The sequence below is a fragment of the uncultured Campylobacter sp. genome, assembly GCF_963517995.1.
In the GTDB taxonomy this organism is placed as follows: Bacteria; Campylobacterota; Campylobacteria; order Campylobacterales; family Campylobacteraceae; genus Campylobacter_A.
The window spans coordinates 1-21,787 of record NZ_CAUQHQ010000023.1; the positions used below are offsets into that span (position 1 = coordinate 1).

Here is a 21,787-nt window from a genome sequence, read left to right on the forward strand (position 1 = left end):
CTCACGTGCAGTGGGGTTGGTGGGGGTTTCTGCGTCGCTGCACTAGCAGCTGCAAGCAGACGGGGGGGCGGGTCTGCTCGCAGTTACGAGCCGCAGGCGAAGTAAAGCCCCTTCCGCCACCCAAGAAAAAGATAAAGGCGGACACGAAAGAGAACTCTTTTGCGTCGCTACGCTTGCCTTGTGCTTAGCCGCACCTCGTTTGGCTACTGTTAGGACGCGCTCTCTTTGAGAGCTGCAAGCAGAGCGTAATTCAAGCCCCTTCCCCCTTAACAAGAAAGAGTAAATTTAATGCGCAATACTAAATTTAACCAAACCAAATTTAACATTTTAAAGATTCAGGTCTCGGTGAGTAAATTTTACGCTTTTACGCCTTTTACGTCAAGCGAGCGATCTCGGCCCATTAAACCACAAAAGCGCAAATCCGCTAAAATTTGATAGAATTAGCAAAAAAGGCAAAAATGAAAACAAAACCGTTTTTATCGCAGCTGGCCGCGCTAGTCGTCGTTGCGGCGATATTTTACACTAGCTATGGCGCCACAAACGCCCTCGCGAGCGCTCGCGCGAACGTGCCCGAGATCTATTTCGCTTGGGAGCGCGCGCTGCCGTTTTGGGCGTGGAGCATCGTGCCGTATTGGTCGCTAAATTTGCTCTACGCGCTTGGATTTTTCCTTTGCCGTGACGCCGGGGAGCTCGCGCGCTACGTTACGCAGCTGCTGGCCGCACAGATGATCGCGACGCTGTTTTTTATCGCTTTTCCTCTGCAGATATCGTGGGAAAAGCCCGCAGTTTCGGGCCTTAGCGGCTTTTTGTTCTCAAGCCTCGCCGCCTTTGACCTCCCGTTTAATCAAGCTCCGTCGCTGCACATCATACTTTGCGTCGTGGTGGGCGCTTTTTACCTTCGCAAGGCGCGCGCGGTTTGGCTTAAAGCGGCGCTTGCGGCGTGGTTTGCGCTCATCGGCCTTAGCGTGCTGACCACGTATCAGCACCATTTTATCGACATTCCGACAGGGCTGGCCGCGGGCTGCCTCGTACTTCTGATTCGCCCGCTAGAGGGCGCGCCGCTTAGTTTTGCTATAGCTAGGGAGGCCGCGCGCTACAAATGGGCGGCGCTATATCTAGGGCTTGCGTTTTTGACGCTTTTTTCGGCGATTTTGGGAGCTAAAATTTGGAGCGCGTGGATGCTGTGGCTGTCGTGGGCGAGCCTTAGTTTCGCGCTGGTTGCTTGCGGTTACGCGTTTTTGGGCGCGGGGGTTTTTGCTAAAAACGAGCGAGGCCGTCACGCCGCCGCGGCTAAAGCTTTACTGCTTCCCTATCTTTGCGTCGCGCGGTTAAATGCGCTTTTTTGGCTGCGCGGACGCCGGCTTTCAGACGAGATTTTGCCGGGGTTGTATCTAGGCTCGGTTAAGGAGGCGGGCAAATTTGACGCGGTGCTAGACTGCGCGGCCGAGTTTGAGAGGCCTAACGGCGCGCAAATTTACGCGAGCGTGCCTATGCTAGATATGATAACGCCCGGCACGGACGAGCTAAAACGCGGCGCAGACGAGCTTGAGCGACTCATAAAAACGACTCTTTGCGGCGGCAAAAATTTACCGCAAAGGGCGGCGAAACTAGGATCAAATTTTAGTGCAGAAGTAAACGGCTGCGCGCACGGGCGAGATTTTAAATTTAATGAGCAAACGGACTCGCGGGTAAATTTGCTAGCGTGCGTCGCGGCAAACGAAAGCAAAAACGCCAAGGCGGAGCAAATTCTCACGGACTCAAACGAACGAACCACCGAGACAAACGGCAAAAAGGTGCTGGTCTGCTGCGCGCTGGGCTACGGTAGGAGCGCGTCGGTGCTGCTTGCTTGGATGGTGATTTACGCGGGGCTAGGATTTGACGAGGCGCTAAATTTACTAAAATCTCACCGCGAAAAGATCGCAGTCGCTAGCTCGCTACGCGATCGGATAGAGCAGATAGCCGTCCGCACCAGCTAAATTTGAAAGCGAAGTAAAGAAGCGGCAAATTTAAGCGCAAAATAGGCGCAGGCTAAATTTGATCAAGTCCGGTTTAAGGGATCAAATTTAAAAAATCTGAAGGCTAGAAACAAGCGGCATTGCAAAATTCTCGGTGAAAACGAACGGGAAATTTAACCAAAGGCGAACGCCCAAAATGAGGAGGGAAAATGGCGAATGCGGAGCGAGAAAAAGCGGTGCAAGGCGGGGAGCAGGAATGCCGCCAAAGGACGGACGATAGAGCCTTGGCGCTGGTTACGGCTAGATTCTTGGCGACGCACAGGCTGTTTTTCTTGTTAAATTTACTTCAGCTTGCCGTCTGTCTTACGATTTTTACGAATTTTGCCGTGATTGCGGGCTTTTTGACGGCTTTTGCGGGATTATTTTATCTGCACGTTAGGCTGCACTTTGATACGCTGATTTTTAGAGATTTTGCGGATGGGAGGCTTGATTGCGGTAAATTTGACGCGGTGCTTGCGGAGCTAAATTTAGCTAGCAAGCCGCTTAAAATCCGCGACATGAAAAGTCGCTGCGCGGGAGCTTTGCGGCTATATAAACTAACGGCCGCGCTTAGTTTGGCGCTCGTTTTAGCGGCCTTAGCGATGCGTTATTTGGGCTAAATTTACGGCGGCAAAATACTTTACGGGCGGCTAGACGCAAGTTTGCAAACAGCCTGGCGGGTAAGCCAAGGCAAAACGCCGCCTCGCAAACGAAACGCTAAAGCAAAAGGCTGCTCGCGGTTTAAATAAGCTCGTAAATTCGGATAAAAGCGCTCAAGCAAGCGACGAATGCGCGCCCGAGTTTTGAGCGCCCCGCTAAAGAGCGTAAAGCGCAATGAGGTCGCGCCGATACGTTCATTTGGCAAATGTGCGAAGACGAGCGAGCCTGACGCCCTAAATTTAACCGCCTAGCAAACGCAAGATCCGGCAAGCGAGCGAAATTCGGCTACGGGCAGCGAAATTCAAAACCTGATTTAAGCAAAGGTAAATTTGCACCAAAGCCGCGCAGTCGCCAAACTCCCAAAAGCCTGCAAATTTAATCTAAAACAAAAGCGTCATGTAGGCTAAATCCGCTTATTTGCTCCGATAAAAACGCGTCCAAAATAGCGCGAGAGAAAAATAGCCCCATGCCGTTTATATGAAACGCCTTATCTTCTACCTTTTGCGATAGCGATATTTTTCTAGGGACGATTTGCGTCATTAATTCGCCATATTCGTCTGGGGCGTTAATGCTTCTTACGATATCGATAAATTTTCCTTGCTCGTTATCGTAATCTTGATATACAAAAATAGACTCGGGAAAATTTACGATATTAACGCGGTATTTGGGAAAACTAACCGCGAAATATTTACCGCTCCAGCCGTCAATTTCGACGGGTACTTTTATCAGATTATTAATCTTAAAGGATTTGATGACGTCTGCTGCTTTTTGCGAAATCAAAAAATCCAAATCAAAAATACCCGAGTCGCAAGAAACGATATCGGTCTGTTTTGCTCGTTTTAGCGCAAACGCTTTAATGCCTTCGTCTTTAAATGCGGAAAAATTTAGCGAGTTCGTAAAAACGCTCGCAAATTTTTCTTTGACGTCTTTGGAGGGAAAGGATTTAGCGTCTATAAACTCCGTCTGATATAGGCCGTTTCTAACGCAGATTACCGCCGGTTCGCAGCTGGTTCTTATCTCTTGCAGCAAGCCTATCCTTTGCTCGTTAAATTTACTAATATCGTAGGCGTCTTATCCGCCGATAAGCGCGTATTTACGGCTTCTAGGGCTAATAAAAATTTGCGCCTCAAATCGTCTGAGGCTTTAGATAAATTTCTAACGTTTAATAAAAGGCATTCGTCATCGCCCAAAGAGTAGCGAGTATGGGCTCTTCGTCCCAAAATGTTCTTAAATCAGATAAGCAATCTATCAAAGCGGCGAGATTTTTGCCGTAAAAGTCTGGAAAACCGAAAATTTCCGCCATTTTTAGGTGAAAATTTTTGTATTCTTCGTCTAAATTTTTAGAATAAATATCTAAAAAATCTATATCTATGCTAATAAATTTCATCGTTAAATGCCTTTAAATTTATTTTAGCAAACAAGCCGTATCCACGCCTAAATAAAAAAAGAATTTTTCCGTAAATTCTAAACCGTTGATATAAATTTCATCCTCTACGTTAAACAAATACGCATCCAGCCCGCCCAAATGCCTTAACTTTCTTTCCATCGTTTTTTTGTTTGCCGCAGACAAATCATCTAACTCTAGTTTTTCGTTTGCTTTTTGGATTTTTGTCTTTAAATCTTTTATAAATATATAATTAGAAAAGTCGGGCGGAACGATGTTTGATATATCGCAATTTATAAATTTAAAAAACGAGATTTTGCAGGCGGATAGGTTTAAATTTAACTCATCAAGCTTGCCTAACCTTTGGTTGTCGCCGATAAACTGGACTTCGGATATTTTCCCGATAATCGTATTTTTTTGAAAATTATTTACTAAAAATTTTTGGTCGGTTATTTTGCATTTATCAAATAAACACGAGAAATATTTCGTCGATAAGTCGTCTAATCTCGTTCCACGAAAATCGCAACCGATAAATTTGCAATTATCGTAAACCGCATTTACTTGTCCGACGCTACGGAAATCTACCTTTTGAAAAACGGTATTTTCAAAACTAACGTTTTTTCGTAGGCCTATTCTCGCATTTGAAAAATCGCACTGAATAAATTTCGCATCCCTAACCGACAAACCGTCAAAAATCGCTCCGCCTAGGTTCTCGCCGCATACCGAAATATCGCGCAATTCGTTATTTATAAAAAGATTTTTCATTTCGTATTTCCTTTGCGTGCGTAAAATGTCATAGCGGCGCTAAGCTTTGGCGGTAAATTTTGTTTATAAACTGCAAAAACTAGACGCCGCCCACACAAAAACAATAACTCGTCTTTTCCTTTGCGCCGCCTTTTGCGGATATTTTTAGCCTCTTTAAACCGCCGCTAACGGGTCTTCGCCGAAGCTATTTGCCCCTACCGTGCCGCGTGTAGCAAACCATACGATTAAAATGATATGGCCGATGATCGGAATAAAAAAGAGCAGCACCCACCAGCCGCTTTTGTTTAGGTCGTGAAGTCTTCTGACGCAGACTGCAAGGTTGGGTAACAAAAGGGCTAAACCCGCAAGGCTAAAGACGATCCCCGGTATTTCGTATATGGCCGATATGCTTAGGTCTACGCAAAGGGCCAGCACGCCTACTAATAGATTAAAGACTCCAAACCACCAGCACTCCGACCTAGGCGCTCTGCCGTCAAACTTTACGTAGCCGTTAAGGCAACTTTTTACCGATTCGGCAAAGATCATATTTTATCCTTTTAAATAACTTAATCCGCTAAAATAGGCCTAGCATGCGATCAAAGCGCGCCTGAAAAGCTAAATTGAAAGAATTACCACTTCTGTTTTTAGCTCGACGCCAAACTGCTCCAAAACGCGCTCGCGGGCTAAATTTATGAGTCCGGTCACATCCGCAAAGCTAGCGGCGTTAAAATTTACGATGAAATTTGCGTGCTGCTCGCTAAATTTAGCCCCGCCTATCGCGTAGCCCTTTAGCCCTACGGCTTCGATTAGTCTGCCCGCGTAGTCGCCGGGCGGATTTACGAAACAGCTGCCAAAGCTAGCGCCCTTTGGCTGGTTTGCGCGTTTAGCGGCAAAATCCGCCGCAAGAGACGCGTCAAATTCGCGCGAGATTTTAAACTCGGCGCCAAATATCGGCTCATCTATCCCGCTTTTTCGGTAGCTAAAGCTTATCCTCTCGCGCTCTACCCAGCCGCGTCCCAGCCGCACGGCTAGCAGATCATCGCTGATACTAACGCCGCAAAGCCCCGCGTTCATTTTGATGAGGCCCCCAAGCGTGCCCGGGATATTTTGTAAAAACTCAAATCCGCCGATGTTGTGCTTTTTGGCGAAGTTGTAAATTTTGCCAGACTTCGTCGCAGCACCGATACTAAGCACGTCACCGCTTAAATTTATATAATCAAACGCGCCGCCTAGCATCATCATCGCGGGCGGGTTTGGCGAGACGAGTAGGTTGTTCGCGCCGCCTATCATTACGCGGCCGGCAAATTCCTGCTTTAGCGCGTCCTCAATGCTCTCTAGCACCGCCACCTCGTGCACGCCGCCCACTCGCACCGAGCTAAATTTGGAAAAATCTATAAGCTGCGTCATTGCACGAAATTTGGGATAAACTCTATCATGCGCGTCGTGAAATCAACCATCATCGAGACCATCCACGGCATCAAAAATATAATCACGACGACGACTAAAATGATCTTTGGCACGAAGCTTAGCGTCATCTCGTTTATCTGCGTCGTAGCCTGAAATATACTGATGATAAGCCCCGCCGATAGGCCCGCCAGCAGCATAGGGAAGCTCAGATAAAGCGCGATCTTAAAGGTTTCGATGCCGAGTTCTATTAGCGTTGATTGCATCAGCTAAACCTTATATCGTTGTACTCGGTGGGTACGAGGTAGTTTTCGGCCTTGATCGGCAGCGGATAAAAACCGCGCTCATAACCCAGCGCAAAAAGCCTATTTACCGCCTTTAGCTGCGTTTCGTTCATTGAGATGGAGTTACCATTTGCGTAGAGATTTAGGTAGGTTTTTAGCTTTTCTTTATCGACGCGGATCAAATTTCGCTCCATGAGCATCTGCGACAAAAAGGGCTTATGCGCGGTGGCGATACGCACGCCCTCCGTTAGCACGCGCTCGCACTCGATTGCGTCTGTTATCGGCAGGCTGCGGCGAACCGCCATGCCTCCCAGCGGTAGCGGCAAATTTTCGCCCGCTAGCTCGCTCCAGATATCCCAGATCTCGCGCTCCACGCAAAGCTCATCCGAAAAGTCCAAAATGCTTTCATGTATCAGCACGCCCGCGTCCACCTCTCCGCTTAAAACCGCGCCTTCGATCTCGAGAAAGTTTTTATAAACTATGCGCGCCTGCGGGTAGGCCATGCGAAAAAGTAGGGCATTTGTCGTGTGCTTGCCGCTTAGCGCGACCTTGAAATTTCGCTTTAAAACCGCTCCTTTTTTCTTAACGAGCTTTGGGCCGTAGCCTTCGCCGAAGCTCACCGCCGTGCGCAAAAGCGCGTACTCCTCGCAGATGAGCGGATATAGCGCGAAACTAATCGCCGTGGCCTCATAGGTGCCTTTTAGCGCCTCGTCGTTTAGCGTCTGGATATCAAGCGCGGTGGCGCTAAATTTTAGATTTTTGGAGCTTACCCAGCCAAAATCGATCGCCTTATACATAAAAATATCGTCGGCGTCGGGCGAATGGGCGACGTTTATATGCTTAAAAATCTTCAAATTTTATCCTTTTTGCTCCGCTTTAAATTTCGCGCGCGGCTAGATTGCGAAATTATAGTAAATTTTTGCTACAATCGCCATAAAAATGCGGAATTTATAAAGAAAAATATGGAAAATCAGGCGTATTTAAAAGAGCAAATTTTAACTTATCTAGGCAACAAACGCTCGCTTCTAGGCTTCATCGAACAAGGCGTAAATATCGCAAAACACGCACTTGACAAAGAAAAACTAAGCTGCTGCGACCTCTTTAGCGGCAGCGGCATCGTGTCGCGGTTTTTAAAATCCCACGCAAGCTTCATCGTCGCAAACGACCTGGAGCTTTATAGTCGCGTAACAAACGAGTGCTACCTCGCAAACGCGGACGCGAAATTTAAAAAAGAGCTTGATTTTTGGCATGAAAAACTAACTAGAGAAATCGGCACAAATTTACGCGAGGGCTTTATCTGCGAGCTTTACGCGCCAAAAGACGAGGCAAATATTTCGCCTGCTGACCGCGTCTTTTACACGAGAAAAAACGCCGCCTATATAGACACTGCGCGCCAGATGATCAATGCGCTCGTGCCGCAGGAGCTGCGCGTTTTTTTCGTCGCTCCGTTGCTGTATTCAGCTAGCGTGCACGCAAATACCAGCGGCATTTTCAAGGGTTTTCACAAAAACAAGGACGGCCTTGGGCAGTTTGGCGGACGCGGCAAACACGCGCTATCTCGCATCACGGCCGACATCAGCCTGCTTAAGCCCGTTTTTTCAAATTTTAACGTCGAATTTGAAGTGCAAAGACGAGACGCCGAGGGGCTTGCCGCCGAGCTTCCGCCGCTTGATCTGGTCTATCTTGATCCGCCTTATAACCAGCACCCCTACGGCTCGAACTACTTTATGTTAAATTTGATCGCTAGCTATGAGCGTCCGAGCGAAATCTCGCGTGTTTCTGGTATCGCTAGAGGCTGGAACCGCTCGGTGTTTAATCAAAAATCAGCCGCCGCGCTGGCATTTTTCGAGCTAATTTCAAAGCTAAAAGCTAAATTCGTGCTCATCTCGTTTAACTCCGAGGGCTTCATCGCGCGCGAGGAATTTAGCCAAAATTTAGCGAGGCTGGGCGAAGTGCAAATTTTGGAGCAAAAATACAACGCCTTTCGCGGTAGTAGAAATCTAGCCAGCCGTCCGACGCACGTTAGCGAGCTGCTTTACGTTTTAAAAAAGGCGTAAATTTAGAGCAAATTTGACCCCGCTCAAACCCGTCTCAAATTTACGCGAATAATCAAAAATTCATCTCAAATTTGATAAAATCAGCACGGTTATTTTAAATTTAAGGAAGCCGATGGCAAAAGAAAAAGAAGAGAAAAAGATAGTCCCGCCGACAAACGATTCGGACAAGAAAAAGGCCTTAGACGCGGCTTTAAAGCAGATAGATAAAGCATTTGGCAAGGGTACGCTAATCCGCCTTGGCGACAAACAAGTCGAGGCGATAGATAGCATCTCGACGGGCTCGCTAGGACTTGACCTGGCCCTTGGCATAGGCGGTATCCCAAAGGGCCGTATTATCGAGATTTACGGACCTGAGAGCTCGGGTAAAACGACTCTGACGCTACACATCATCGCCGAAGCGCAAAAAACGGGAGCCACGTGCGCCTTTATCGACGCCGAGCACGCTCTAGACGTAAAATACGCGGCGAATTTGGGCGTAGATACCGAAAATCTCTACGTCAGCCAGCCTGATTTTGGCGAACAAGCGCTAGAAATCGTAGAAAACCTAGCTAGAAGCGGCGCGGTCGAGCTTATCGTCGTGGATAGCGTCGCGGCTCTAACGCCAAAAAGCGAGATCGAGGGCGATATGGGCGATCAGCACGTAGGCTTGCAAGCGCGTCTAATGAGCCAGGCGCTGCGCAAGCTCGCGGGTGTCGTACACAAGATGAACACGACAGTGATCTTTATCAACCAAATTCGTATGAAAATCGGCGCTATGGGTTACGGCACGCCTGAGACCACTACGGGCGGTAATGCGCTTAAATTTTACGCCTCGGTGCGCCTAGACGTGCGCAAAATCGCTACGCTAAAGCAAAACGAAGAGCCTATCGGCAACCGCACGAAGGTAAAAGTCGTGAAAAACAAGGTCGCGCCTCCGTTTAAAACGGCAGAATTCGACATAATGTTCGGCGAGGGCATCAGCCGCGACGGCGAGATCATCGACTACGGCGTGAAGCTCGATATCATCGACAAAAGCGGCGCGTGGTTTAGCTACAAAGCCGCCAAAATCGGCCAAGGCCGCGAAAACGCAAAAGCCTATCTCAAAGAGCACCCCGAGATATCAGACGAGATCGTAGCGACGATAAAAAGCTCGATCGGCCTAGATAAGCTAATAAGCGGTGCGGGCGGCAAAGATAGCGACGACGAAAGCGAAAGCATAGAAGAAAATACGGAGGAATAAAATAATGGTATTTATAGAAGACGTAACGGCGATAGAAGTACTTGATAGCCGCGGCAACCCAACCGTAAAGGCGACCGTAGCTCTAAGCGACGGCACCGTAGCAAGCGCGATAGTCCCAAGCGGCGCAAGCACGGGCAAACGCGAGGCGCTGGAGCTTCGCGATAAGGACGAGAGATATTGCGGCAAGGGCGTGCTAAAAGCGGTAGAAAACGTAAATTCGCAGATCGCGGAGGCCGTGATCGGGCTGGATGCGTTTGATCAAAAGGCGCTTGATGATGAGATGAGAGAGCTTGACGGCACCGATAACTATTCAAATTTGGGCGCGAACGCCGTGCTTGGCGTATCTATGGCGGTAGCGCGCGCTGCGGCAAAGAGCCTTGACGTGCCTTTGTACCGCTACCTAGGCGGCGCGAACGCTAGCGTGCTACCCGTGCCGATGTTTAATATCATAAACGGCGGCGCGCACGCGAACAACAGCGTGGATTTTCAAGAATTTATGATTATGCCGTTTGGATTTGATAAATTTAGCGACGCGCTGCGAGCGGCGAGCGAGATTTATCACACGCTAAAAGGCCTGCTAAACGCGGCCGGTCACAGCACGGCGGTCGGCGACGAGGGCGGATTTGCGCCAAATTTAAACGATAACGAAGAGCCGATCAAACTCATCATGCAAGCTATCGAAAAAGCGGGCTACAAAGCGGGCGAGCAGATCAAACTAGCCCTTGACGTCGCAGCTAGCGAGCTGTACGAAAACGGCAAATATAAGCTAGAAGGCAAGGAATTTAGCAGCGAAGAGCTGATTGAGAGATACGCGCAGCTTTGCGAGAAGTACCCGATATTTTCGATCGAAGACGGCCTAAGCGAGGACGACTGGGCGGGCTGGGCAAAGCTAACTAGCAAGCTTGGCTCTAAGGTGCAGCTCGTGGGCGACGATCTATTTGTAACGAACGAGAAAATTTTGCGCGAAGGTATCGCCAAAGGCGTAGCTAACGCGATCCTAATAAAACCGAATCAAATCGGCACCGTCAGCCAAACTATGCAGACGATCCGCCTAGCGCAGCGCAAAGGCTACCGCTGCGTGATGAGCCACAGAAGCGGCGAGAGCGAGGATAGCTTTATCGCGGACTTTGCCGTCGCGATGAATACGGGTCAAATCAAAACGGGCGCGACCTCAAGAAGCGAACGTAACGCCAAATACAACCGCCTGCTTGAGATCGAGCGCGAGACGGACGAGTTTTTGGGGCATGAAATTTGAACGAGGCGCAAGACGAATACGTCGAGAAAAAGCCGTTTGATTTCAGGCTTTTTTTCAGATTTATGCTTATAGCGTTTTGCGTGGTTTGTTTTGGCGTTTACGTCGGCAACATAGTTTTTGGCAAGCGCTCGCTAGACGTGATGTTAAGCCTGCAAGATCAGCGCGCTCGGTTGCAAGAGGATATCGAGACGCTAAAGGCGCAAAACGCCCAGCTGCAAAAGGCGTATTTCGAGCTAAAAGAGCTCGAGCCCGGCAGCGGCGGGTAAATTTAACTTTATAAATTTAAAAACGGGGGAGTTATGAAAATCGGTAAAATTTGGCTTTTGGCGCTGGCCTGCGGGCTGGCTTTGGGCAGAGAAAATCCCTTCGCGCCCTCTAGCGAACTAAACGCGAATACGGCTAGCACCAACGTCGTAGAAAATTTGCCTCCTTTTGAGAAGCAGAGTTTTAAATTTCCCGCCGACGCTAGAAACTTCATCTCCGTCACGCTAAAATACAAAAGCGTAGACGGTAGCGTCAAGGAAAAAACCGTCGACGTAAACAAAAGCATCTCGTGGCAAGACGAGTTTTTGCTAAGCAAGATCGCAGTGCCCGTCGTCGTAGAAAAGCCCGACGTTTCCGTAACCAAAGAAGAGTCTAAGATAGCCGCGATAGACGTCGCGCCAAGGCCTAGCGAGCGCAACATGACGAGCTTGCCTCTAAACGACGTAGTAATCAAGCCTCTTGAGCCGGAAGCCAAATCCGCTCTAAAAGAGATCAAATACAAAAAAACGATCTTTGAGATCGGTAAAGATCAGGTCAAAATCGCAACCAAAGACGCTAAGATCAAAGATTATTCCATTAGCGGCGGCAAGCGCGTCGTGATCGATTTTGCATCGAGCGTGGACTCCTATACGAAAAAATACGAGCTAGACTGCGGCGCGTTTAAAACGGCGCTTTTTGGCTCGCACGGTAGCTTTTACCGCGTAGTTTTCGATCTTGACGGCAGCTACAAGCACTCGGTAGAAAAGACGCAGGACGGATATCTGCTAAAGCTAACTAGGTAAATTTAGCTTTTGCGCGTAGGCTTTGGGCGCGTAAATTTACGCCGATAATTTCTCGCGGCGAGGGTTAAATTTAGCCTGCGCCGATTGTTTAAATTCGGCTTTTAATTTGGCCGAATTTGCCTTAATTTAAATTCCTTGTTTTTTAAATTTATCGCCCCCAAATTCACTCAAATTTAACCGCCATTTGGCTAAGATTTCGCAAATTTAACAAAGCAAAAAGGATCAAATTTGCACGACTTGCTGAAAATGTTTAAAACTATTTTATACGCCGCGCTGTTTTTAGGACTTTATCTTTTGGCGGATAAGTACGGACTGTTTTCTAAATTTAGCTCGCCCGCTCGTTTCGTCGTTACCGCCGATACTAAAATAATCCCCGGTTCGGAGCTAAGCAAATACGTAACGCAAGAGGAGATAGACGACTTTGCTTTTAGATACTGGGATATAGATAAGCAGATAAAGGACGACGCATTTGCTGAAAATTTCCGCAAACTTTTAAAATCAAAGCAAACGGATCAAATTTTAAAATTTATGCAAGATAACAACATTAGCGTAGACTCTCCACTAATAGACGGCGTTACTCCTTTGATGTACGCTAGCTTTTACGACGACGAAGTCACGGCAAAAAGGCTTATAGATATGGGCGCAAACGCTCACGCGAAAGATAACTACAAACTCTCGCCCCTAGCCTACGCCATAGAAAACAACTCCACTAAGACCGCTAAGCTACTGCTTGATAGCGGGGTTAAATTTGATGAAGTAAAGGCGGTGCAGTACTACATAGATCCTCCGTTTTACAATAACATTGAAAAGCTTATCATAGACGGAGACGACGTAAAGATAGTATTTCGAGATAATTACCAAGTCAATAAAGAGTCCAAAGACGCAAATAACCCTATGAGGTATATAGTGTGGCATAACTATGTCGAAATGGCCGATATAGTCCTTGCTAGCGGGTATAAACCAAAACTTAAAGAAACGCCGTCTTTATTTACCGGCATAAGGGATGAAAATTCAACCTTTCTACGCTCTTTATACGTGGCGCTGCAAAACTACCCAAACTACGAACCCATGCTAGAGCTTCTTTTAAAATACGACGTTATAGGGCAACCTACGAAAGAGGAGCTAAAGAAGGCGTATGAGGAGTGCTACGATAACGTAAAATACTATACGAAAGAAAAAGAAAACTATATCTATAAAATGAATCAAGGCAGAGACGAAGAAGGCGAAGCGAGGTTACGCAAAAACAAGAAATATCAGCACTTATGTACCGAGTGCTTATATCATGAAGGTCTTTTACAATACAAACCAAAGCCGATAGACCCGAAAAAGATAGAAGAATTTGACAATCAAATAAATTTTCATTCACAGTTTTGCCCCGACGAAAATGCTACATTTAAAGATATTAGGGCTTTTATCAAATGGGCAAATGAAATAGAAAAGCAAGACGGGATCAAGAGCGCTATAGGTAGAGCCGAAAGCGGTATGGCCCAGGTGATTTACGTAGATAGCAACCGAAGTAAATCAGACTCAAACTCAAATTTACAAAGCAAATAGATAAAAGGAGACAAAATGCCAGGGGAAAATTTAACGCAATAAAGCGCGTCTAAAGCGGCGGAGGTTGCCGCCACCAGTGCGGTAGCGGCTTAGGCGCGGCTAAATACGCAAAATCCGCAACCGATCTAAAATTTACGATCTGCGCTCGGCTTACGCCAGAATCTCTTGGGCTCGTCCGTGCGTAAATTTACCCCGCCTTTTAACTTTGCTCGGCGCAAATTTGGCTTTATTTATCCGCGCTTTTGCTAGCTTTTTTGGCTTCTAAAAACTCCTCGTAGCGGCGGTCGATGATTTGTTTGACCTCGGCATAGTTTTGCGGCGAGTTTTCTATGTAAAAATAGGCGTTGTCGAAGTTTTTATCGCCGAATTTGTGTGCGACGAAATCGTCGTAATCCTGCAAATACCAGCCGTGAGTTTTAGCAAATTTCGTGCGGCCCGTGGTGTAGTAGGCCTTCGCAAATGCCTTGCCCGCGGCATTTAGCGCGTCGCTATCCAGCACGCCGTCCATATCGCGAAAGAAAAATCCGCGGTAGTCAAAGCTATCGTCCATCCGCGCTATATCGTCCGCGAAATCCGCCGCGAAGTCCTTGGAATAGAGCTTGCGCTCCATGCACCAGCGGAAGAAAAATGCGATGTGCGTCGCGCCGTTTTCCTGCGGGATATCAGTCGGCGCAGTTTCCGCGCCCCAGTGCCATTTTGCCTTGTCGTAGGTTACGTAAGCCATTTGCTCTCCTTTAAAATCGGCGTATTTTACTAAATTTAGCTTTACTTTAGCGCAAATTCGCGCCCGCCGCGGGCAAATTTAGCGCTTGATTATCACAACTAAAAAGTATATAATGCCGCCTCTATTTCAAAGGAGAAAAAATGAGCGAGAAAAATTTACAAATTTTAGGCTGGATAGGCACGTGCCTGTCGGTCATTATGTATATTTCCTACATCCCGCAGATAATGGGCAACCTCGAGGGCAACAAAACGCCTTTTATCCAGCCTCTAGCCGCAGCGATAAACTGCACGATCTGGACTAGCTACGGATTGCTAAAAGCTAAAAAAGACTATCCGCTTTCGGCTGCGAATTTGCCCGGCATAATCTTTGGTCTTTTGGCGACGATAACGGCGTTTTAAAGGACAAAGGCTGCTAAATTTGCCGATACGGCGAAGTTAAATTTGGTATTTTTAACGCGAGTTTCGGCGACTCAAATTTGTAAATTCGACTTCAAATTTGAGTGCAAATTTTCTGAATTGTTTGCCGTATTTTTAATATCTTGGTTTTCTTGTTAAGAGGAAGGGGTTCTACTTACGGTCTGCCCTGCTTCACGCTCTGCGTTCGCAGCTTTTAGGGAAGCAGTTACGAGCAAAGCAACGCAGAAACCCCCACCTATCTCACTGCACGTGAGAAGTTGCTGCACCGCGTGCAGGTTTATCTGGCGCTGTCACGCCGAAAATGTAAATTTGACATTTTCAAGGTGTGGCTCTCGGTGGGTAAAATTTGAAGCTGAAATTTGTAAATTTGACTTCAAATTTGAATAGAAAAATCAAGGCGAAGTATTTTTTCTTTAGACGAGGCGGAAATGAGCCGAGCGAGGGCGCATACAAGTAGTATGTAACCGAGCTTCGGCGAAATTTCTAACGAAGTATAAAGGAAAAAGACAAGCCGTCAAATTTTAAAGATCGCGCGGATCGGCGATTTTGCCTGCGATGGCGCTAGCCGCCGCTACGGCCGAGTTTGCCAGATACACCTCGCTCGTACGATCGCCCATGCGGCCGACAAAGTTTCTGTTCGTCGTGCTTACGCAGCGTTCCCCAACGCCCAAAATCCCCATATATCCGCCCAGGCACGCGCCGCAGGTCGGGTTACTCACGACTGCGCCCGCTTCCGCGAAAATATCCATCAGCCCCTCTTTTTGCGCTTGCAGGGCGATTTTTTGCGTTGCAGGCGTGATGATGAGGCGGGTTTTGCGAGCTACTTTGCGGCCTTTTAGGATTTCAGCCGCGATGCGCAGGTCGCTTAGCCTACCGTTCGTGCAGCTGCCGATAAACGCCTGATCGATAGCGATATCGTCTCTGACGGCCTCGCGCACGCTCTTGCCGTTGCTAGGCAGAAACGGATAGGCGATCACGGGGTCGAGCTTGCTAACGTCGATTTCTAAAATTTGCTCGTAGTTCGCGTCCTCGTCGGAGTAGTGCAGCTTCGGCTCGGCGCGTAAATTTTTACCTTTTAAAAACTCTTTCGTGGTATCATCGACCGCGATGATGCCGCTTTTGCCGCCGGCCTCGATCGCCATGTTGCACATACTAAAACGCCCGTCCATATCGAGGCTATCTATCGTCTCGCCCGTAAATTCCAGCGCCTTATACAGCGCGCCGTCCACGCCGATGCGGCGGATGATCTCTAGGATGAGGTCCTTGCCGTAGACGTGGCGATCAAGTTTGCCGCGAAAGATCACTTTGATAGTCGGAGGCACTTTAAACCAGTTTTTACCCGTTATCATCGCGTAGGCTAGATCGGTGCTGCCCATGCCCGTGGCAAAGGCTCCCAGCGCGCCGTGCGTACAGGTGTGGCTATCGGCGCCGATGATGACGTCGCCAGGCACCACGAGGCCTTTTTCAGGAAGTAGCGCGTGCTCGATGCCCATGTCCTTCTCGTCGAAATAATTTTTCAAATCGTGCTTATACGCAAAATCGCGGCTGATTTTGGCTTGGTTGGCGCTTAGGATGTCTTTTGCGGGGATGTAGTGGTCCATCACGACGCTAAAGCCGTCAGGATTAGCAAGCTTCGTCGCGCCGCTTCGCTCAAACTGCTTGATGGAGATAGGAGTCGTGATGTCGTTGCCGATGACCATGTCTATGTCGCTCTCGATGATCTCGCCCGCGAAAACCTCGCGCCCTACGTGCTCGCTGAAAATCTTTTCGGTGATGGTTTGCTTTTTATTTTGCATAAATTTCCTTTTTTTGCGGATACCGCGCGTTTTTAAAATTTAGCGATTTTAGCGAAAAATGGATAAAAAGAGATTGAGATTAAAATTTGAGCGTTACAAATACGAGCCCGGTTCGGCTAAATAGCGTAGTACGCCGCTGATTTAAAACCGAATTCGGCGTTTTTAGGATGCGGGTTTGGGCGAGTCAAATTTGAAGCGGAAATTTGCAAATTTGATCAAATTTGACTTCAAATTCGAGCGTAAAACGATAAGGCGAAGTATCGCGAGATGATTTTTTGAGTTTTGAAGCAAAATTGAGCGTGCGCTAGGCATATAGCCTGCGGAGCGAAAATTTTGCGTTCTGCTTGCAGTTGCGAGTGCAACGAAGCAAAAATCTCGGAAAAGCGCTCGCGAGACAAGCCGCAAAAAGCTAAATTTTAACGGCCAAACTCACGCTAAATATCCCATCCCCATCTATCCACTCTTTTACTTTCTTAAATCCCGCCTTTGCCACGAGCTGATCCATCTCGGCCTGGCTGCGGCGTCGCATGATCCATGCCGCACCCTGCCTGTGGCTGGATAGAGCGCGCGCGATCATTTCAAGCTGCGGGTGCCACGGCTGATTGGTGTAGATGAGGTAGCCGCCGCTTCTTATGCTGCTTGAAAAGCCTTGCAGCGCGGTGCGCACGACCGAGTTATCCGGAAAGAGCTCGAACAGCCCCGACACGACGCCAAGCGTATATGCGCCCTGCAGACCCTCGTAGCTGGCGGCGTCAAAGGCGTTTGCCTGCGTAAAGCTCGCGACGTCCTCTAGCCCGCGCTCCTTTATCATTTCGCTACCTGCTTTTACGTTTATGTCGCTGTAGTCGCGCAGCGTTATGCGCTCAAATTTATGCCCCTGCGCGGCGTCTAGTATGTATCTGCCGTGCCCCGAGGCGATATCGAGCAGTCGTAGCGGCTCGCCTCGCTCCTGCAGCTTTGCTACGGCTTGATCGATGGCTAGCTTGATATTTCGTTTGCGCTCTCTGATACCGCGCCAGCCGATGGCGTTTAGGTAAAATTTGTCGATAAATTTAAAAAACTTATTCGCCCCTTGCGGCTCGTTCCGGTAGACGTAATCAAGCGTACTGCCGCTATCGTAGCCGGTATTTTCACCGATCTTTAGCCCGCCGACCCACGGCGAAACCGCCTGCATAAATATCCGCTGAAATTTAAATCGCAAATTTTTCGGGCTAAATCTCGGTAGCGGCGTAGCTAGCCTATCGGCCTCCTCGCGGCTAAAGCCGTATTCGTCCGCGTGCGTGCAGTCCACCTCGCTAAAAGGCGCGCTAAACCTCTCGCCGACGAATTCGCGCACTATCTCAAACGCCCTCTCCCGCTCGCTTTCGCCCAGCGTATCGTGGTAAAATCCATCTAAAATCTCGCGCCTTTTTACCCGCGCGCCAAGAGCGTTGTAAAACTCGTGCTGCGGGGCGTGTTCCACGACCCAGTCATCGCCTGAAACCAGCAGCAGCGTAGGCGTCGTGATCGCGGCGGCGTCTGAAACCACGCGATGCGCCGCCTCGTAAAGCCCCAGCAGTATGCGCACCGAGATCGCGCGAGTGATGAGCGAGTCGGCATCGTAGCTGGCCTGACGCTGTTTGTCGTGCGTGAGATAGTGCGCCTTGACGTAGCTGTTTACGAAAAAATTTCCGCGCGAGGAGTAGAGTGCCTTTAGCCCCGCCCTAGCAAACGGCACGTAAAGCTTCACGCTAAACGCGGGACTTGCCAGCACCGCGCAGCGAACGCGCACAGCGTAGTCGTGCAGCCACGCCGAGACCAGCACGGCGCCCACGCTTTGGGCTATCACGGCTAGATTTTGCGTCACAAAGCCAAATCTCTGCTCGATGTGCGCCACAAACTCGTCCACGTCGGCGATGAGGCGGCCGATACTCGGCGCATCGCCCCGCTCGCCGTCACTCCTGCCGTGTCCGCGCTGATCCCAGGCAAAATAGCTAAAACTATCATCCGCCAGCCCGTCCGCCACGTGCGTCGTCCTACCCGAGTGCTCGTGCCCGCGGTGAAATATCGCTACGGCTTTGGCATTCGGCGCGGCTTTAAATTTGAGATTTTGCTCGGCGTTTTCGCTAGGCGTCTCGCTCAAATTTGACGCAGCGCATTTGCCCGTTTCGTTTAAATTTGAGTCCGAATTTTCGCTGCCGTTTGGTAAATTTTGCTCGCCCGACTTACCTTCGCCGCTTGAGCCTAGCTCCATATTTTCATCCGCGCCGCGCGCTTGCTCAATAGTCAAATTTGACGTTTCGTTTGTAGTTTGGACGCCCAAATTTGACCCGTCAAATTTACTATCTTCGCTCAAATTTATTTCACCTGCGCCCGGGTTTTCGCACGCCACGTCGCTAGCCAGGCGGTATCTGTAAAATATCCTCGCCCCGTCGCTCGTTATAAAGTAGCTCTCTTTAAACTCCATTTTTCGCCTTTCTTACTTAAATTTATCGATTTTTTTACTTATTTTATCCTAAAATGCCCCGTTATCTCGTACTCGTTTAGCACGTCATCCTCCTGCGCGCCAAGTCCGATGTTGTGAATCACGAGCGGGGTTTTGCCGGCGGCAAATTTATCCGAAACTATGCCGATGTGCGGCCTGCCGTTATCCAGCCGCCACGTCACGATATCGCCTGCTTTAAACTCGCCCTTCGCCTCGTAGCCCTTGCGTTTTAAATAGGTCGCGATGTTTGGCACGCGGCGATGATCGATATTTTTGTCGGTCTTTTTCGCGCCCCAGTTTTTTGGATAGGCGCTAAAATTTGCGCTCATATCCTCGTGGATGAGGCGTTGTAGATCGATATCCTGTCCGCGCAGCGCCCTAACTACGACGTCGGTGCAAACACCCCTTATCATATCCACGTCGCCCATCGGATAGGCTAGCCTCTCGTACGAAGGATCGTAAAACAGCGTCCGTCCGACCTGCGCTCTAGCGTCTTGTACGAGCTTTTCGGCCGAAAATGCAAAGGCTAAATTTGCCGCGAGCGTTAAAAGTAAAATTTTGCTCCAAATTTTCATCAAAACCTCATGCGTAAAAATATCTAACGATGTGAAAAAATATCGGCGCCGCAAAGCACAGCGAGTCCATACGGTCAAGCATCCCGCCGTGCCCGCTGATCATATAGCCCCAGTCTTTGACGCCCAGATCGCGCTTGATCGCAGACATAACAATCCCTCCTAAAAAGCCCATCATACAAACGGCAAGGCCGATGAAAAACGCCCCCGCCGCGCCAAAAGGCGTGAGATGATGCAGACACGCAGCCAGCGCGCTAGCGCTAAGAACCCCGCCCGCAAAGCCGACCACCGTCTTAGACGGACTGATGTTAGGCGCGATCTTGCGCTTGCCAAAAAGCTTGCCCCAGATATACTGCAGCACGTCGCTAGATTGCACGACTATGATCAAAAACAGCATCAGCTCCATGCCGCTGCCTTGCTTAAGATCCAGCAAAAGAAGCGCCGGGATGTGCGAGATACAAAACACACAGATCATCAGCGCCCACTGGATCTTCGTCGAGCGCTCTAAAAAGTATGCCGCATCGCCGCAAATGGCCGCCAAAATCGGTAAAAACAAAAATCCGTAAACCGGGATAAATATCATCGCCATCGCGTACCAATCAGCATAGATAAATATATACTGTACCGGCAAAATCACGTAAAAACACGCCACGAGCGCGATGTGATCGCCCCTGCGGATGTAGATGAGCGACAAAAACTCGCGCAATGCGGCAAAAGATACGAGCAAAAACAAAAATATCACGGCGTTTTTGCCCATATACGTAAACGCAAAAATCACCAAAATCATCGCCCACCAGGCGTTTATGCGCGAGGTCAAATTTGCAATGGTTTTGTTCTCGGCGCCGAATTTTGCCTTTAGCATAAATGCAACGGCGCTAGAGACGACTAGCACCGCGATGAGTCCTAAAAATAGATTTAATATATGATTTTGCGGGTTCATTTTAGTGCCTTTTGGTTAAATTTGAAGCTAAATTTGACGTATGCTTTGAAGCGCCCGAACTAGTCAAATTTACGCGCATTTGGTTTGCCGTGCGGGCGGTTTGGGCTGTTAAATTTGTTAGCGAAAAAAGCTTGCGCTTTGGGCTAGTGCTTAGGTCAAATTTGATTTGCGGAGAAGCGAGCGTTTTAGCGTGGGCTTTGTTTTTAAATTTGACGCTTTTAGCTGCCGCTCTCAAAGGTTCGTCGTTAAATTTGCCGTAAAAATCGGTCGCAAATTTTCCCGTCTTGCGTGGCGAATTTATAGGACTCAAATTTACAGCTCTGGCCAAAGTCGCCTCGCTAGGCTTTCGTTCTATCATTTTGCGTATCGCTCATCGCTAGCAGCGCGTCCTGCGCCTTTTGTAAAAACTCGCCCTTGCCCTCGCCGCCGTAGGTTATCTCCTCGCCCACTATCAGCTCGCAAAGCAGCGGAATAGGCACGAAAAAGCCCTTTGGCAGGACGTTTCGCGCGTTTTTGATCCATACGGGCACGAACGAGACGGCGGGACACTGCTGCGCCAGGCGGAAAATCCCGCTTTTAAACGGCTGTAGCGCGAGGTCGTCGTCCGTCTTGCGCGTGCCTTCGGGAAAGACGATGAGAGAGTGCGTTTTTAGCGCCTCGCTCATTTGCGCTAGCGCCTCTAGCGGATCTTTATGGCGGCTGATTAGCACCATGTTAAACACGTTTTTAGCAAGAAACCTACGCACCGGCCCGCTCTCCCAGTACTCCGCCGCCGCGACGGGGCGCACGCGCCTTCTTGCGCGGTAAGGCAGCGATACGAAAATCAGCAAAAAATCGCCGTGACTAGCGTGGTTTGCATAGTAAATTTTAGGGCCGTCTCCGATATTTAAAAGCTCCTTCGGCGGCCGTACGCCCGTGATAAATATCGTGATGCGGCAAAGGATAAAATCAAGCGCGGCCGCTAAAAACTCTTTCATCTTTCGTCCTTTTTGTTAAATTTTCCTTGTTTGCGCGTTAAATTTGGCGAGTGGCGCCGATTTTAGTTTTACTCTCATTAAATCACTACTTTGGCTTCATTTTCCTTATGCACCGTCCGCAACGCCTCTAGCTAAAATAAATGGTCTTGAAATTATATCAAATTTAATTGCGGCAACAAACTATGCTAAATTCGGCATCCTTGCGGCAGGATTATTTTGGAGTTATATCGTTTACCCCTACTCCCCCAACCCCATCCTCACGCGGTTTACGCAGGTAATCGCTAGTAAAAATACCGC

Annotated in this window: 23 protein-coding genes; 9 read left to right on the top strand and 14 right to left on the bottom strand. The window is 48.7% G+C overall.

Features of this window, described 5'->3' with window-relative positions; all coding sequences use genetic code 11:
- Positions 1–458: 458 nt before the first annotated feature.
- Both RYL88_RS03980 and RYL88_RS03985 read left to right on the top strand, forming a co-directional pair.
- Positions 459–1,976 carry a phosphatase PAP2/dual specificity phosphatase family protein gene (locus RYL88_RS03980; protein WP_314989135.1) on the top strand — a complete coding sequence of 506 codons (1,518 nt, stop codon included), beginning with the start codon at positions 459–461 and terminating at the stop codon, positions 1,974–1,976.
- Between the two features lie 188 nt (positions 1,977–2,164).
- Positions 2,165–2,614, top strand: a complete 450-nt coding sequence (locus RYL88_RS03985) for a hypothetical protein (protein WP_314989137.1) — start codon at positions 2,165–2,167, stop codon at positions 2,612–2,614.
- A 415-nt stretch (positions 2,615–3,029) separates the two neighbouring features.
- On the opposite strand, the gene RYL88_RS03990 is transcribed toward RYL88_RS03985, so the two are convergent.
- The 7 genes from RYL88_RS03990 to RYL88_RS04020 form a co-directional block, all read right to left on the bottom strand.
- On the bottom strand, positions 3,030–3,683 hold the full coding sequence (locus RYL88_RS03990; protein ID WP_314989138.1) for a hypothetical protein: 654 nt from the start codon (positions 3,681–3,683) through the stop codon (positions 3,030–3,032).
- A gap of 133 nt (positions 3,684–3,816) precedes the next feature.
- Positions 3,817–4,041 carry a barstar family protein gene (locus RYL88_RS03995; RefSeq protein ID WP_314989140.1) on the bottom strand — a complete coding sequence of 75 codons (225 nt, stop codon included), beginning with the start codon at positions 4,039–4,041 and terminating at the stop codon, positions 3,817–3,819.
- A gap of 18 nt (positions 4,042–4,059) precedes the next feature.
- Complete coding sequence (locus RYL88_RS04000; RefSeq protein ID WP_314989142.1) at positions 4,060–4,803, bottom strand: pentapeptide repeat-containing protein; 744 nt, start codon at positions 4,801–4,803, stop codon at positions 4,060–4,062.
- Between the two features lie 153 nt (positions 4,804–4,956).
- A complete protein-coding gene (locus RYL88_RS04005; protein ID WP_314989144.1) occupies positions 4,957–5,328 on the bottom strand; it encodes a DUF805 domain-containing protein in 372 nt (123 codons plus the stop codon).
- Positions 5,329–5,397: 69 nt separating this feature from the next.
- Positions 5,398–6,189 carry a UDP-N-acetylmuramate dehydrogenase gene (locus tag RYL88_RS04010; RefSeq protein ID WP_314989146.1) on the bottom strand — a complete coding sequence of 264 codons (792 nt, stop codon included), beginning with the start codon at positions 6,187–6,189 and terminating at the stop codon, positions 5,398–5,400.
- Positions 6,186–6,455 carry a flagellar biosynthesis protein FliQ gene (fliQ, locus tag RYL88_RS04015; RefSeq protein WP_232037885.1) on the bottom strand — a complete coding sequence of 90 codons (270 nt, stop codon included), beginning with the start codon at positions 6,453–6,455 and terminating at the stop codon, positions 6,186–6,188. Before fliQ ends, RYL88_RS04010 begins: the two co-directional genes overlap by 4 nt.
- Positions 6,452–7,318, bottom strand: coding sequence for a menaquinone biosynthesis family protein (locus RYL88_RS04020; RefSeq protein WP_314989172.1), 867 nt, complete (start codon positions 7,316–7,318; stop codon positions 6,452–6,454). The genes fliQ and RYL88_RS04020 overlap by 4 nt, the downstream gene beginning before the upstream one ends.
- 114 nt (positions 7,319–7,432) lie before the next feature.
- On the opposite strand from RYL88_RS04020, the gene RYL88_RS04025 reads away from it, so the two are divergent.
- The 6 genes from RYL88_RS04025 to RYL88_RS04050 all read left to right on the top strand — a co-directional run bounded on the left by RYL88_RS04025 (position 7,433) and on the right by RYL88_RS04050 (position 13,601).
- Positions 7,433–8,527 carry a DNA adenine methylase gene (locus tag RYL88_RS04025; protein WP_314989148.1) on the top strand — a complete coding sequence of 365 codons (1,095 nt, stop codon included), beginning with the start codon at positions 7,433–7,435 and terminating at the stop codon, positions 8,525–8,527.
- A gap of 112 nt (positions 8,528–8,639) precedes the next feature.
- Positions 8,640–9,746: a recombinase RecA gene (recA, locus tag RYL88_RS04030; protein WP_314989150.1), complete on the top strand. Its 1,107-nt coding sequence runs from the start codon at positions 8,640–8,642 to the stop codon at positions 9,744–9,746.
- A gap of 4 nt (positions 9,747–9,750) precedes the next feature.
- The gene (eno, locus tag RYL88_RS04035; protein ID WP_314989152.1) at positions 9,751–11,001 is read left to right on the top strand and encodes a phosphopyruvate hydratase; all 1,251 of its coding nucleotides are present in this window, start codon (positions 9,751–9,753) and stop codon (positions 10,999–11,001) included.
- Positions 10,998–11,267, top strand: a complete 270-nt coding sequence (locus RYL88_RS04040; RefSeq protein WP_314392552.1) for a septum formation initiator — start codon at positions 10,998–11,000, stop codon at positions 11,265–11,267. The genes eno and RYL88_RS04040 overlap by 4 nt, the downstream gene beginning before the upstream one ends.
- 33 nt (positions 11,268–11,300) lie before the next feature.
- Positions 11,301–12,047 carry an AMIN domain-containing protein gene (locus RYL88_RS04045; protein WP_314471673.1) on the top strand — a complete coding sequence of 249 codons (747 nt, stop codon included), beginning with the start codon at positions 11,301–11,303 and terminating at the stop codon, positions 12,045–12,047.
- 228 nt (positions 12,048–12,275) lie between these two features.
- The gene (locus RYL88_RS04050; protein ID WP_314989156.1) at positions 12,276–13,601 is read left to right on the top strand and encodes an ankyrin repeat domain-containing protein; all 1,326 of its coding nucleotides are present in this window, start codon (positions 12,276–12,278) and stop codon (positions 13,599–13,601) included.
- A 226-nt stretch (positions 13,602–13,827) separates the two neighbouring features.
- Here RYL88_RS04050 and RYL88_RS04055 read toward each other — a convergent pair whose 3' ends face one another.
- Positions 13,828–14,325: a hypothetical protein gene (locus tag RYL88_RS04055; RefSeq protein ID WP_314989158.1), complete on the bottom strand. Its 498-nt coding sequence runs from the start codon at positions 14,323–14,325 to the stop codon at positions 13,828–13,830.
- A 140-nt stretch (positions 14,326–14,465) separates the two neighbouring features.
- Between RYL88_RS04055 and RYL88_RS04060 the strand changes: the two genes are divergently transcribed.
- Entirely contained in the window at positions 14,466–14,723 is a 258-nt protein-coding gene (locus RYL88_RS04060; protein ID WP_122870859.1) for a SemiSWEET family transporter, read from the top strand.
- Positions 14,724–15,262: 539 nt separating this feature from the next.
- Here the strand turns inward: RYL88_RS04060 and leuC are convergent.
- From leuC to RYL88_RS04090, 6 genes are all read right to left on the bottom strand, one after another.
- Positions 15,263–16,537 carry a 3-isopropylmalate dehydratase large subunit gene (gene leuC / locus RYL88_RS04065; protein ID WP_314989159.1) on the bottom strand — a complete coding sequence of 425 codons (1,275 nt, stop codon included), beginning with the start codon at positions 16,535–16,537 and terminating at the stop codon, positions 15,263–15,265.
- 409 nt (positions 16,538–16,946) lie between these two features.
- On the bottom strand, positions 16,947–18,983 hold the full coding sequence (locus tag RYL88_RS04070) for a bifunctional alpha/beta hydrolase/class I SAM-dependent methyltransferase (RefSeq protein WP_314989161.1): 2,037 nt from the start codon (positions 18,981–18,983) through the stop codon (positions 16,947–16,949).
- 38 nt (positions 18,984–19,021) lie between these two features.
- Positions 19,022–19,576, bottom strand: a complete 555-nt coding sequence (locus RYL88_RS04075; RefSeq protein ID WP_314989163.1) for a DUF1287 domain-containing protein — start codon at positions 19,574–19,576, stop codon at positions 19,022–19,024.
- Positions 19,577–19,583: 7 nt separating this feature from the next.
- The gene (locus tag RYL88_RS04080; RefSeq protein WP_314989165.1) at positions 19,584–20,513 is read right to left on the bottom strand and encodes a phosphatidate cytidylyltransferase; all 930 of its coding nucleotides are present in this window, start codon (positions 20,511–20,513) and stop codon (positions 19,584–19,586) included.
- Between the two features lies 1 nt (position 20,514).
- A complete protein-coding gene (locus tag RYL88_RS04085; protein ID WP_314989168.1) occupies positions 20,515–20,871 on the bottom strand; it encodes a hypothetical protein in 357 nt (118 codons plus the stop codon).
- Complete coding sequence (locus tag RYL88_RS04090) at positions 20,852–21,490, bottom strand: lysophospholipid acyltransferase family protein (protein WP_314989170.1); 639 nt, start codon at positions 21,488–21,490, stop codon at positions 20,852–20,854. The genes RYL88_RS04085 and RYL88_RS04090 overlap by 20 nt, the downstream gene beginning before the upstream one ends.
- Between the last annotated feature and the right edge of the window lie 297 nt (positions 21,491–21,787).

What these genes read in the sequence shown, in the direction of transcription:
- RYL88_RS04080 (WP_314989165.1), bottom strand. Translation starts at nt 20,513, where the DNA reads ATGAACCCGCAAAATCATATATTAAATCTATTTTTAGGACTCATCGCG.
- RYL88_RS03995 (WP_314989140.1), bottom strand. Translation starts at nt 4,041, where the DNA reads ATGAAATTTATTAGCATAGATATAGATTTTTTAGATATTTATTCTAAA.
- RYL88_RS04055 (WP_314989158.1), bottom strand. Translation starts at nt 14,325, where the DNA reads ATGGCTTACGTAACCTACGACAAGGCAAAATGGCACTGGGGCGCGGAA.
- RYL88_RS03985 (WP_314989137.1), top strand. Translation starts at nt 2,165, where the DNA reads ATGGCGAATGCGGAGCGAGAAAAAGCGGTGCAAGGCGGGGAGCAGGAA.
- RYL88_RS04070 (WP_314989161.1), bottom strand. Translation starts at nt 18,983, where the DNA reads ATGGAGTTTAAAGAGAGCTACTTTATAACGAGCGACGGGGCGAGGATA.
- leuC (WP_314989159.1), bottom strand. Translation starts at nt 16,537, where the DNA reads ATGCAAAATAAAAAGCAAACCATCACCGAAAAGATTTTCAGCGAGCAC.
- RYL88_RS04060 (WP_122870859.1), top strand. Translation starts at nt 14,466, where the DNA reads ATGAGCGAGAAAAATTTACAAATTTTAGGCTGGATAGGCACGTGCCTG.
- recA (WP_314989150.1), top strand. Translation starts at nt 8,640, where the DNA reads ATGGCAAAAGAAAAAGAAGAGAAAAAGATAGTCCCGCCGACAAACGAT.
- eno (WP_314989152.1), top strand. Translation starts at nt 9,751, where the DNA reads ATGGTATTTATAGAAGACGTAACGGCGATAGAAGTACTTGATAGCCGC.
- RYL88_RS04085 (WP_314989168.1), bottom strand. Translation starts at nt 20,871, where the DNA reads ATGATAGAACGAAAGCCTAGCGAGGCGACTTTGGCCAGAGCTGTAAAT.
- RYL88_RS04025 (WP_314989148.1), top strand. Translation starts at nt 7,433, where the DNA reads ATGGAAAATCAGGCGTATTTAAAAGAGCAAATTTTAACTTATCTAGGC.
- RYL88_RS03980 (WP_314989135.1), top strand. Translation starts at nt 459, where the DNA reads ATGAAAACAAAACCGTTTTTATCGCAGCTGGCCGCGCTAGTCGTCGTT.
- RYL88_RS04005 (WP_314989144.1), bottom strand. Translation starts at nt 5,328, where the DNA reads ATGATCTTTGCCGAATCGGTAAAAAGTTGCCTTAACGGCTACGTAAAG.
- RYL88_RS04045 (WP_314471673.1), top strand. Translation starts at nt 11,301, where the DNA reads ATGAAAATCGGTAAAATTTGGCTTTTGGCGCTGGCCTGCGGGCTGGCT.
- RYL88_RS04090 (WP_314989170.1), bottom strand. Translation starts at nt 21,490, where the DNA reads ATGAAAGAGTTTTTAGCGGCCGCGCTTGATTTTATCCTTTGCCGCATC.
- RYL88_RS04075 (WP_314989163.1), bottom strand. Translation starts at nt 19,576, where the DNA reads ATGAAAATTTGGAGCAAAATTTTACTTTTAACGCTCGCGGCAAATTTA.
- RYL88_RS04000 (WP_314989142.1), bottom strand. Translation starts at nt 4,803, where the DNA reads ATGAAAAATCTTTTTATAAATAACGAATTGCGCGATATTTCGGTATGC.
- RYL88_RS04010 (WP_314989146.1), bottom strand. Translation starts at nt 6,189, where the DNA reads ATGACGCAGCTTATAGATTTTTCCAAATTTAGCTCGGTGCGAGTGGGC.